This window comes from Corynebacterium urealyticum DSM 7109 (assembly GCF_000069945.1).
GTDB lineage: Bacteria > Actinomycetota > Actinomycetes > Mycobacteriales > Mycobacteriaceae > Corynebacterium > Corynebacterium urealyticum.
On the sequence record NC_010545.1, the window covers coordinates 1,695,223 to 1,707,181 of the forward strand.

An 11,959-nucleotide genomic window follows, 5' to 3' on the forward strand; every position below is an offset into this window, starting at 1 on the left:
CAGCCCAGCTGACGGGCTCAACCTCGGCGGCCACCCCGTCACTTGCTGCTCGGTGGTAAGACGGTGGTGATGACTAACTCGAATCACACCCCACTGTCCCTGATCGACTTCGCGCTGATTTTCGACGGCGAACGCCCCGGCGCCTCCTTCGAGCGCTCCGTGAGCTTCGCCCAGCGCGCCGAGCAGCTCGGCTTCAAGCGCATCTGGTACGCCGAGCACCACAACATGCGCTCCATCGCCAGCTCCGCGCCGGCGGTGCTCATCGCCCACGTCGCGGCGAACACCAACTCCATCAACCTGGGCGCGGGCGGCGTCATGCTGCCGAACCACTCCCCTCTCGTGGTCGCCGAACAGTTCGGCACTCTCGCGGAGCTGCACCCGGGTCGCATTGACCTGGGCCTTGGCCGGGCACCTGGCACCGACCAGAACACCCTCCGCGCCCTGCGCCGCGACCCGCGCAATGCGGAGAACTTCCCCAGCGATGTCGCCGAACTCAACGGCTACCTCACGAACCGCTCCGTCGTCCCGGGGGTGCGGGCAGTCCCCGGCGCGGGAACGAACGTTCCGCTCTACATCCTCGGATCCTCCCTCTTCGGCGCGCAGCTCGCCGCGAAGCTGGGCCTGCCCTACTCCTTCGCCTCCCACTTCGCGCCGGCCGCGCTCGAGCAGGCGGTCAGCGTGTATCGGGAGAATTACCAGCCCTCCCCAGAGCACCCGGAGCCCTATGTGATCGCCGCGGTGAACGTCACCGCCGCCGATACCGAGGAGGACGCGCTCGAGCAGCACAAGCAGGTCGGCCGCAAGCGCGTCCGGGAAATGGCTTCCCGTGGCGGGCGGACTTTTACCGATGAGGAGCTGGATCTGGTGATCCAGTCCCCTGGCGGCCAGCAGATCCTCGACATGCTGCGTTACACCGCGGTCGGCACGGGCGAGCAGGTGCGGGAGTACCTCGAGTGGTTCACCCAGCATGCCCAGGCCGACGAGCTGATGATTTCCCTTAACGCGCCGTCGGGCGATCAGCAGCGTCGCGGGATGGAGATCCTGTCCGACGCGTGGGGCTTGTCCTCCTAAGCCAGTCGATCACCGTGGGGGCAAACGCCCCTGCGATGAGCATTAGCAGGACGCGCAGGACCTGCACCACCGTCACCAGCGGATCGGAGCCCGAGTCGTGGGCGAAGGCCAGGACGGCGTACACTCCGCCCGGGACGGTGGCCAGGTAGGCGTCCAAAATATCGAAATCGCTGGCCCACGCGATGAACCAGCCGGTGGCCAGGGAGCTTGCCACCATGAGAAATAGCACGCCCAGCAGCATCGGAAGTGCCGCACTGAACTGCCGCAGCGCCCCCTTGGTGAGGGTGCCGCCGGCTTGGACGCCGATGATCGCATAGGCCAGGTTCACGGCCAGGCCCTCGGGGAGCACAAACTCCTGGGGTACTCCCGCAGCGATCGCGGCCACGACCACCGCCATGGAGACAATCAGGTAGGGGCTAGGAATCTTGAACAGCGGGGCGGTGGCCTTCACGATCAGCCACACGAGCAGCCCAACCGCCAGGGCACCCAGCACGCCCTGCCAGGGGGTACGCCAGAAACTCCCCGCAGCGGCCGCCACCCCGTCCCACAGGCTTGGGTCCACGGCACCGGCAGCCTCCCCCGCACTGCCCGGGCCAACGCTGTCGGGGCCCGGAGCGTCCGAATAGGTGGACAACCACGCAACCAGCCCTGGCAGGGTAAACACGATCACGGTGAGCCGCAGGTACTGGGTCAGCGTGACGAACTGCACGTCCGCGCGCACATCCCGGGCGATCAGCACCATCCCGGAGGCCCCGCCCGCGAGGGTGGCCAGCAGACCGGTTGCGCCGTCCACCCCGTTGACGCGGTGCAACAGCCACGCCCCAAAGGCGCACACCACAAGCGTGACCACCAGGGAAAGCGCGGCCGGAGCCAGATAACTGGCCACCTGGCCGCCACTGACGGTGGCCAAGGGACCTGCGCACAACATCGCGATGAGCACCTGGGCGGGCGTCATCAAAAAGGCAGGGGGAATCGTCGCCCGGCCACTGAACACGGCGTCGGCGCCGAAGACAACGAGAAAAGCAAAAATCCACGCCGCGGGAACCCCGATGGCGGTGCACAGAAGTGCCAACGCCAGCGAGATCGCACTCAGCGTGGAAATTCGACCTAACAAGCCGAATCTTCAGTTAGCGAGTGGAAGCGAGCAGGCGCTGGATCTCGCGGACCTGCTTCTTCTCCTTACGCTTGGAGGAAACGGTTGCGGCGACCAGCAGGACGACACCAGCGGCCACCCCTCCCAGCACCATCTGAACCTTCGGCTCGCGCAGGAAATCGGAGACCTGCCCACGAGCGTCATCTGCGAGGTTCTTCGGATCGGCGCGAAACGCGAGTTCGTCCAGCGTCTTGGCCAGCTGGTTGCGGGTGCGCTCAATGTCACGCTCGATAGCGTCGATACTCCGTGCCACGGACATACTCCCTAAAAGACGGTAAAAATCAGTCGTTTCTTCTGAACAATTGTAGAGGATACGCAGCCATCGTGTGCGAAAGCCCACGGCTAGGCATCCGCGTAGGCTGGGCGGCATGACGAAGAACAACGACACAGCAAACATCCGCCTCGCCGAGGGCGACGAGGCTCCGGGCTTCGCACTCACCTCTGACAAGGGTGAGACGATCGATCTGAAGGACTACCGCGGCAAGAAGGTGCTCGTGTACTTCTACCCACGCGCCAACACCCCGGGCTGCACCAAGGAGGCCTGCGACTTCCGCGACAACCTGGCTCAGCTGAATGACCAGAACATCGACGTGGTGGGCATTTCCCCGGATAAGCCGGAATCCCTGGCGAAGTTCCGCGACAAGTACGAGCTGACCTTCCCGCTACTCTCCGACCCGGACAAGGCCGCCATGACGGCCTATGGCGCCTTCGGTGAGAAGAAGAACTACGGCAAGATCGTCCAGGGCGTGATCCGCTCGACCTTCCTCGTCGACGAGAAGGGCAAGATCGCCCTGGCCCGCTACAACGTCAAGGCCACCGGGCACGTCGTCCGCATTATGAAGGAGCTCGAGGCCTAGGACGTCGCCCCGGTGGCCGTTGCTGGTTCGGTTGCGGCCCCTCTCCTGGCAAGGCTGTTCCCACAGCGCTCGTCCGATCGTGATGCCATGATGAGTTTCCAGCACGGTTAGGTTTTCGCCCCGGCGGCGTTGCTATAGTGTTCCTAGCCGTGGCGGGACACCGCCACCTGCGCCTGTGGCGGAATTGGCAGACGCGCTGGATTTAGGTTCCAGTGTCCTAGGACGTGGGAGTTCAAGTCTCCCCAGGCGCACTCATCAACACCTCGTGACTATGCAGGTCACGGGGTTTTTTGTTTTCCGCACTCGTTACGCCACGTGGTCAAAATTTCGCCCATTTTCCGCCCAGTTAGACCTAACCCCGTGTCGAAAAGATGCAACTGGTTGTCGAGAATGATGGACTGGTCCGCTTACCCCCCGCTGCCGCCGCACCCGCATGACATTGGCCACCAAGGCGACAAGCAGTGACGCGGCAGTATGGCGAAGGTCATGGCACGAGATAGCCGGCGGGAGAGATTCTCTGCCCGCATGTGCCACGCCATCGCCGGGGCTGTACTGTAGGCGCACCCACGGCAGGGTCGCGGTGACCGTTTTGCCGGAACGGATCATGTGCCGGGTTGGGTCATCACACATAGGCAGTACCCACGTGATCGGTGTCCCTGCCGCGAATGAGTCGCGGGATGAGCTCGCAGGACTATCGGCCAAGCCTCGTCAATTCTTGAATCCATTGACTAGGGAAGCCCATCTAGTAGAATCATGTAGCCATAACTCCCCTCGTTGCAAGCAGGATATCCGCCCGACCCCCCGTAACAGTCATGTCTTCGGATACCCACGTCACTACTTGACCATAGATTGATGCAGCGATACGCTTTGAACATGTTCACTGAACAGGTTCAATCAAATCGTGCCACTCAGAAGCAGACGACACGCAATAAGGTCTTAGATGCCGCCTATGCCCTTTTTGCGTCAGCCGGGTACGTAGATACAAATGTGCGCGCCATCGCACAGAAGGCCAACGTCAGCGTTGGAACCGTTATGAATGTCGGGAGCAAGCAGTCGTTATTAATTCAAACCATCGGACATCGAATCACCATGATGCACGATGAGCTCCGCGGACAATCAGACAACCTTATCGACGTTCTCGCTCCGTTCCTGAAAATGTTTACTGGTCAGGAAGAACTATCAAAAGCGTATGGCGCCGCCCTAATTACCCAAGGAAGCAACGGAGAGACACTCAAGGAGCTTCGAACTCTCTTGGTAGATGAAATCGTTTTGCGCCTGGGCAACATGCTCCCTAAAGATGACGCTCAAGAGTTCGCGACAATCCTTTACAACATCTATCTTGGCTTACTTCTTGGCTGGGCTGCCGGCGCATACGACACCGACGAACTATCCATTCACGCCAACAGTTCCATCTCCCGTCTTAAAATCGCGTACGGAGTAAACTAATGACTCTCGAATCTTCACCTGCTTGGCCCTCCATCATTCTTGCAGCTATTTTGTTCGGAGACGCAGCACTCTCACTCAAACCCCCAGCATTCATCGAGGTCTGCCTCAGAGGAGTACGACTCCCTGCAGAGTGGTGGTGGACGCTTATCGTTATCAAGCTCCTAGCCGCAAGCGGGCTCATTGTTGGGCTCTGGGTACCAGGCATTGGAATAGCGACGATGGTTGGAGTCATCGCCTACTTCTGCGCTGCCGCCATCGCACATATCCGAGCCCATTTTCTAGGTAGCGAGTTTTGGGTGAATTGCTTAGGTATGCTCACGATCTCGCTAGGCGCTCTCATTGCAACACTACTGATAGCCTGAGACGACCAATTAACCGATTGCGTCCGCCCATTGGGGAGCGTCATTGCCCGCGCAGAGCAACCTACCGCGGGGTGTTGGTGACCCGCTGGCCGCCTACCGCCTCGCCGGTCTGCTCAACGGGTATGGGTAGCCTACCGGGGAGCAGGAAGCGGCTGCGGCGACCGCACTTCGTGTGCCGACAGTATGAGAAAGCCCCAGCCGATTGTGAACTGGTCCCGACAGTTGGACTGGTTTAATTCTAGGCGGTGAGGGGTTTAAGGGCCTGCTTCCGATATTGCATCGGGGTCAGGTCCAGGTGACTTACAGTGCCGGTGTAGGAAACATAGGGCCTGCGCTGGTGGAGCTTGGCCCGTAGATCCATCTGGTGCATGAGTTTGTCAATCAGTTTGTGGTTGACCACCCAGCCTGGCTACGTAGGTCAGGCAGGACCCTCGTGTGGTCGTAGCGATGTTTGTTTCGCTTGAACCCGTCCTGGATCGCCTGCTTGAGTGCCGCGTGCGTGTCCGGCTTGCTGAGTCGTTTTGGCGGTAGAAGAATGTCGTATGGCGCATACCTGCTGCTTCGAGGAGGTACTACCAGCGGTGTTGCGACGTGAGGATGACAATCGCCTGGACCTTCAGGCGCGTCCCTGGCTCCTCAAGTCCCGCAATTTTTTTAGATAAGCGCTGTCCGCTTCCAGTCGCGCTACCTGACGGCGCAGCTTGTCTTCCTCGGTGAGAACCTTCGGTGCGGCTGAGTCTTTGGGCCTGTTATGTCATTGACACCGTCGGTAGAGCGTGCGATGTGAAGTGCTCCGGGTTTTGTTCCTAGGCATTCGCCTTGATTTCTATTTTCTCGTGATTTGGATTGCCAGTCCAAAACTCTCCTTCTACCTCTGTCGGCGTACGGTAGCCGAGACTTTGGTGAAGCCGTGATTCGTTCCACCACGAGACCCACTCAAACGTCGCGATCTCAACATCAACCACGTCAGTCCACGACCGCCTATGAATGAGCTCATTTTTGTAAGAACCGTTGACGTTCTCGGCCAAAGCATTGTCGTAGGAGTCACCGACTGTCCCAGTAGAGGCAGTGATTCCATGCTCAGCAAGGCGCTCATTGTAGACAATGCTCACATACTGCGAGCCGTGGTCTGAATGGTGAATCAGTCCCGTTGTTTCCTTTGCGCATACAATCGCCTGGTTGAGTGCTTGTAGTGGCAACGCTTCCGTGCGCATCGTATCTGATAATGCCCATCCGACAATTTTGCGGGAGTACACATCGGTGACAAAAGCGGTGTAGACGAACCCATTACCGGTACGGACGTAGGTAATGTCAGCCACCCATAACCGATTCGGTCCAGCGGCACGAAAATCACGGCCCACCAAGTCAGGGCGATTATCCGAGCCCTTGGACCTGCGAGTTGTCACAGGCAACCGGCCTTTACCTTTTCCACTGACTCCAGCAAGGCGCATCAGGCGAGCGGTTTGCTCACGGCCGATGTCGATTCCTTCACGGCGTAGAGCATGCCACATCTTGCGGATACCATAGACTGCGTAGTTTTCTTCATGGACCTCGGCAATATGCCTTGTCAGTGCGGCGTCACGAAGGCTGCGGGTACTTAATCCCCGGGCTTTTGACTGACGGTATCCGCGTGAGGAAATGAAGCCACCTTGCCGATTGCTCTTCAACGTCTGACAGATGAACTCGACTGTGAAACGATCCCGGTGTTCATCGATGAACTGGATCATTTCCGACGTTTGGGGTCGAGTTCCGACACGAAAAAAGCTGACGCGGCCTTCAATAACTCGTTAGTGTCGCGAAGCTCCTGATTCTCACGACGCATCTTGGCCACCTCTGCAACGAGATCTTCAGGTAAAGGATCAATTGCCCTGCCTTCGCGACGGGCCGCCTGAGCCCACTGCCGGGCAGTATGCCATGAGACACCCAGTTTCGGGGCCACGATCTTGCACGCTTCCTGCATGGAGATCCCCTCCGCCAGGATGCGGTCCTCAACAAGGCGGACCACCCGATCCTTGGCATCCTGGTCAAATTTCTTCGGCATGTTCCAGATTTTCCCATCTACTCAAACGGAACAAAACCTGGGACACTTCAAAGCACCGATCGTCCTAGCCAGCACTGACACAAGCAGCGCAACTGCTGCAAGCAGTAAAAACACTGGGACACTTTCGCCTATTAGCCCTGCCTAGTTGATAGGGGTGATAGGGAAACAGGGCTTGAAGCGAGAGTTTTCTTAGTTTTATTCTTATCCAACCGTTTTAGGATTACGGGCGTAGGCCTTAAAAGCTCGCACTATGCGGTAGTTCGTATTGGCTTCAATTACAGAGGAAAGTCTTTCTCCGTCAGCAATCCATTGGAGAGGATCAAAACTGCTGTTCCATCGCTGAGCGACACCAACTCTGCCGTCGCTTTGAAAATTTTTCCGCCATTCTCTGATCCATCCATCGAAGGTATGGGGTGAACTTTTTAAAGCTTGGTGGGCTGCAGAACAGAATGCGTTTTCTTCTGCTTCATCTACTCCCCAGACTGCTGAGGGTCTTGCATTGTCGGGGTAGATGATTACGTAGGTGTGTTTCATGACAATGTTTTATTTGCAGGGACTAGGGGGATGGGGCGGTGTAGATAGTGTGCGAATCTTCTATCGACAGTTACATCAGCCTCTGCTTCTATCTGTCTTGCAATCCACAGCCCTTCTTGTAGCCAGCTGTTGAGGTCAAAGCCCTCTCTCCACCAAGAAACAAACGACGTACCAACACCATATCCATAGTTTTCGATCCAAGTGCGGTTCCACCGTTTTAAGATTTCGATTAGGCCAATGCTGAGGTGTAGGTCAGATGGCTGAAGGAAATCGTCTTCACGTTCGCGCTGTATGTCATCCCTTTCTGACCATAGTCCCCAATCCATCCCTTCTTCAGGAAACAGTGTGATTATCGTGGTAGGTACTTTCGGCATCCTCCCCAATCCCTTCCGCCTCGGTCGTCATTCGTGTAGGCATTGTGCAGGGTAGAAGAGCTACTCCATACAATGGCGTAGCTTCTGACTTTAGAGTAAGTGTTATACCTTGTTTTAAGGTATGTCCCAGGCCTGCTTGTTTTATTGGTGAACTCTTGTGATAGGAGCGTATGTGCTACGCAGGTTTGAAAGTCTTCCCAAACCTGTCTCGTTATCTCCTCTTGAGGGGGCATGTGGTTATCGGCAATATGCCAAAGATCCCTGCAGTATAGACTCACGCCAGAGTGGTGAAAAACGGTAAGTTTTCCGTTGTCATATCCGCCAATACACTCATGCATTCTATCAAAATTGTCTCCGATAACTTCCTCTGAATCAGTTGATCTACTGGCTGGCCGGCTGGCTCCGAAGGCTGATATTTCTTGGTATGCCGGAAGAGGAAAATTAGGAGACCGGATAAGCCCTCGCTGAAAATACTGCAAATCCCCTCCGTCTTTAGTCGGTTTGATGTCTGCGGTCGGATACCCGTATTTTCCTTTTTCGAAACCGCTATTTGCCCATTCATACAGAACTGGACCATAGATAGGATGGGCTCCGGTTGCTGGAGACCAGTAGATAAAACCCCAGACAAACCTGCTGAATTTTCCAACTCCATCTGGAGTTGATGTCTCATCCTCGATTGGGTAGCTGAGCATTTGTCCTTGTTCGGCACCTGTCTCCAGCCACTTATCGTAGATTGCACCCTTGATAGCTGCTAGACCAGCAAGGGATCCATAGATGTGTCCCTTTGAGAAAGACTGTTTCCGGCCGGTTCCGTCTGGCAAAGCGAATTCATCGGTGGTGGGGTATCCCAGCTCACCTCGCTCCCAGCCATTGCGGGCCCAAACAACAGAAAAGTGCGTGGTAATCGGATGAGCGCCGGTTTGGGGGTGCCAGTAGATGAACCCGTTGACGAACTCATTGCGACGTCCGACACCATCAGGAACGCCGAGTTCATTGGACTTCGGCCAAGTGAGGAAACTCTTTGGTCCACCGAGGGAATCGTACTTTTCCCGGATTTTTCCGCACACTTTAAAAGGGCTAGGCCAATACGTCCGACAGTTATCAACGGCGGCAAACGTCTGTACTCCAGAGCGTGTCTGCGTGGCTTGTTCTTTAGCCTCTTGGATTTCGGCTTGGTTAGCTTGTTCTTTCGTGAATCCACCGGGAATTTGTTCTTTATCGGAACGCATCTTCCCTGGAGTGATTTTGCTTTTGGGGTTGGTGGTGGGATGCCAGTTCTTACCTGTTTGGTTATCAACGTTGTTGTCGTCGAACCCCGGTTCTGTTGGTTCTAGGTTTTCTCGTCCGGGTGCGACCTGATCAGCGTGGTTGTCTGCTGGTGTACTGGTAGTTGTTGGTGGTTGTGTGGGGTGAGCCTGCACGGCAGGGGTGAACCCCATGCCGAGGGTGATGGCGAATAGGAAAGTGGTGATAATGCGAGATGGTCTGGCCATGGTGGGGCATCTTTCGCTGTAGTGGATGGTTAGAAATGAGCTTAGTGTGAGAAACGTATCTCGGGAATGAAAAATGGCTGACTAGTTGGAAAATCTTGCAAAATCCCAGGGAAACTACGGTTGCGTCCCTTAGTGTGGTGTAACGCTTACTGATGGTGGGCCCTTGAAAATAGTGAGGCGGGAGAGTGTCCGATTGTTTGTGTGCGGGGGCTTGGTTTACAAGTAGTCCGCGAATCGGTCGGGGTATGCCACAGCTAGTTGGTTGATGGCTTGTTTCCACCCGGTGGCTTTCGCCCCTTCAACATAGCCGTTGCATTCGATGTCGCGCTTTGCTTTCTTCGCTCGCTGGGCAGCGCGCTTGTCTTCGATGTTGCAGATCATCAGCCACAGCGTTTTCAGCGCCGCGGTGTCGTTCGGGAATTGCCCGCGGTTACGGGTAGCTTTACGCAGTTCAGCGTTGAGCGATTCGATCGAATTCGTGGTGTAGAGCACCCGGCGGGCCGCTGGCGGGAACTGTAAAAACGGCACGAACCGGTCCCAGGCGTCGCGCCAGACTTTGACCGATTGCGGGTATCTCTGGCCCAGTTCACTGGCCTGGAACGCGTCCAGGGCGTCGCGGGCGGTGTCCTCGTTGGCGGCCGTGTAGACCTCACGTAGCGCACGGGAGACAGATTTGCGGTCCTGATGCGACACCCACCGGTTCGAAGCCCGAATCAGGTGCACAATGCAGGTTTGCACCATGGAATTCGGCCAGGTTGCCTCGACAGCTTCCGGCAAGCCTTTCAGCCCGTCGCAGCACACGATGAACACGTCCTGGACGCCACGGTTGGCCAGATCCGCGCACACCGATGCCCAGAATGCAGCGCCTTCATTATCGGCAATCCACAATCCCAGGATGTGCTTGATGCCGTCCATGTCGACACCAACCGCCATGTAGCAGGCCTTATTGACCACGCGGTGACCGTCACGGATTTTCACGCGTAGCGCGTCGAGGAAGATCACCGGGTAAAACTCGTCGAGCTGGCGGTTTTGCCAGATCATGACCTCGTCTAACACCGCATCGGTGATCGTGCTGATCGTATCCGGGCTCATATCCACCCCGAGCGTGGTCGCGAGGTGATGCTGAATATCGCGCACTGTCATCCCACCGGCGTATAGCGAGACGATCATGTCGTCGAGCTCTGTGAGCCGCCGTGCGCCCTTGGGCACCATCTTCGGAGCAAACGTGCCGGCACGATCCCTGGGCACGGTCACTTCCACCGCGCCGTAGCCAGAACTGACGGTCTTGGTGTACGACCCGTTGCGGTGATTGCCGCCGTGCACGGGTTCAACCTGGGCTTTGGACTTGCGGTCGGAGTGGCTATAGCCCAAATGCGCATCCATCTCCGCCTGCAGACCAGCGTTGATTGATGCCTGCAACAAGCCTTTGACCAGGTCGCTTGCATCATCAGCGGAGGTCGACAGCTCGCTGATCAGGCTAGCCAGCTCAGGATTTTCCATCAGCTTCTCGCTGATCTCGTTGACCCTCGCCGGGTCATGGCCTTTCTTCGGTGACACAGTAGTCATTATCGGTGACACTCCTTCTCGATCAGAGCCTCACACACAAACTTCCTGACACCCTCTGAGGCGGCCATCGTCAGTAACCTTTCGACTCCACGACCACATCTCACCGAAAGGCACATGACGATGACCGCTGCTCCGCATTCTATCGACCCGACAACCTATCTGGATGATGTGCTGACCCAAGCGTCGCCGGATCTGATGCGGCAGATGCTGCAAGGGTTTATCAACCAGATCCTCTCCGCCCAGGCTGATACCGTGTGCGGGGCTGAATACGGTGTTGCTTCCACCGAACGGGTCAACCACCGCAACGGGTACCGTCACCGCGACCTCGACACCAGAGTCGGCACAATCGATGTGGCAGTGCCGAAGCTGCGCCACGGCGCGTTGTTCCCGGACTGGCTGCTCGAGCGAGGCTCACGTGCCGAACGCGCACTATCGACCGTGATCGCAACCTGCTATCTCAAAGGGGTTTCCACCCGCCGAATAAACGATCTGGTGGCAACGCTAGGGATTTCCAACATGTCGAAATCGCACGTCTCGCGGATGTCGGAAGAACTCGACGCGATGGTCGCAGATTTCAAAAACCGCCCCCTGGATCCCGGTGGGTATGCCTACCTGTCGTGCGACGCACTCGCGATCAAGGTGCGGGAAGGCGGCCGGGTGGTTACATGCTGCGTCCTTTTGGCCACCGGGGTCAACGCCGACGGCTATCGCGAAATGCTCGGCATGCATGTCGCCACCGCGGAATCCAACGCGTCGTGGAAAGGCTTCTTTCAGGACTTAAAAGCCCGCGGGCTTCGCGGTGTTTTCCTTATCACCAGTGATGCTCATGAGGGCATCCAGCACGCCATTTCTGACGTGCTGCCCGATGCGTCGTGGCAGCGCTGTCGCACCCATTTCGCGAAAAACCTCTACGAAAAGGTCCCGAAGACACAGTGGCCGATGGTCTCTGCGATGTTCCAGACAATCTTCCAGCAACCCGACGCTCAATCCACCTGGGGACAAGCCCGCGAAGTCGTTGATCTACTGGAACCAAAGTTCCCGTAGGTTGCGGCCTATCTAGAA

10 protein-coding genes, 1 tRNA gene and 1 pseudogene are annotated in these 11,959 nt (G+C 57.3%); 6 read left to right on the top strand and 6 right to left on the bottom strand.

What is annotated here, in order from left to right:
• The first annotated feature begins 69 nt into the window (after positions 1-69).
• Complete coding sequence (locus CU_RS07305) at positions 70-1,071, top strand: LLM class flavin-dependent oxidoreductase (RefSeq protein WP_041628505.1); 1,002 nt, start codon at positions 70-72, stop codon at positions 1,069-1,071.
• Here the strand turns inward: CU_RS07305 and CU_RS07310 are convergent.
• Positions 998-2,185: an AbrB family transcriptional regulator gene (locus CU_RS07310; protein WP_173362318.1), complete on the bottom strand. Its 1,188-nt coding sequence runs from the start codon at positions 2,183-2,185 to the stop codon at positions 998-1,000. The two genes, CU_RS07305 and CU_RS07310, sit on opposite strands and share 74 nt — an antisense overlap.
• Positions 2,186-2,198: 13 nt before the next feature.
• Entirely contained in the window at positions 2,199-2,477 is a 279-nt protein-coding gene (locus tag CU_RS07315; protein ID WP_012360697.1) for a DUF3618 domain-containing protein, read from the bottom strand.
• A 115-nt stretch (positions 2,478-2,592) separates the two neighbouring features.
• Between CU_RS07315 and bcp the strand changes: the two genes are divergently transcribed.
• The 4 genes from bcp (at position 2,593) to CU_RS07335 (ending at position 4,889) form a co-directional block, all read left to right on the top strand.
• Entirely contained in the window at positions 2,593-3,081 is a 489-nt protein-coding gene (gene bcp / locus CU_RS07320; protein WP_012360698.1) for a thioredoxin-dependent thiol peroxidase, read from the top strand.
• Between the two features lie 169 nt (positions 3,082-3,250).
• Positions 3,251-3,332: transfer RNA gene (locus CU_RS07325), tRNA-Leu, on the top strand.
• Between the two features lie 622 nt (positions 3,333-3,954).
• A complete protein-coding gene (locus tag CU_RS07330) occupies positions 3,955-4,527 on the top strand; it encodes a TetR/AcrR family transcriptional regulator (RefSeq protein ID WP_012360699.1) in 573 nt (190 codons plus the stop codon).
• Entirely contained in the window at positions 4,527-4,889 is a 363-nt protein-coding gene (locus CU_RS07335) for a DoxX family protein (protein WP_012360700.1), read from the top strand. Before CU_RS07330 ends, CU_RS07335 begins: the two co-directional genes overlap by 1 nt.
• An 806-nt stretch (positions 4,890-5,695) precedes the next feature.
• Here the strand turns inward: CU_RS07335 and CU_RS07340 are convergent.
• From CU_RS07340 to CU_RS07360, 4 genes are all read right to left on the bottom strand, one after another.
• A protein-coding gene (locus tag CU_RS07340; RefSeq protein ID WP_148264203.1) for an IS3 family transposase occupies positions 5,696-6,930 on the bottom strand; the annotation gives its coding sequence in 2 pieces (ribosomal slippage) (positions 5,696-6,654 and positions 6,654-6,930; 1,236 coding nt in all).
• Between the two features lie 201 nt (positions 6,931-7,131).
• The gene (locus CU_RS10645; protein WP_141759501.1) at positions 7,132-7,464 is read right to left on the bottom strand and encodes a hypothetical protein; all 333 of its coding nucleotides are present in this window, start codon (positions 7,462-7,464) and stop codon (positions 7,132-7,134) included.
• A 349-nt stretch (positions 7,465-7,813) separates the two neighbouring features.
• The gene (locus CU_RS10360; protein WP_012360704.1) at positions 7,814-9,331 is read right to left on the bottom strand and encodes an LGFP repeat-containing protein; all 1,518 of its coding nucleotides are present in this window, start codon (positions 9,329-9,331) and stop codon (positions 7,814-7,816) included.
• 216 nt (positions 9,332-9,547) lie between these two features.
• Positions 9,548-10,897: an IS256 family transposase gene (locus CU_RS07360; RefSeq protein WP_012360705.1), complete on the bottom strand. Its 1,350-nt coding sequence runs from the start codon at positions 10,895-10,897 to the stop codon at positions 9,548-9,550.
• 120 nt (positions 10,898-11,017) lie between these two features.
• Between CU_RS07360 and CU_RS07365 the strand changes: the two are divergent.
• A pseudogene (locus tag CU_RS07365) lies at positions 11,018-11,938 on the top strand (IS256 family transposase); the annotation flags it as partial.
• Positions 11,939-11,959 lie beyond the last annotated feature (21 nt).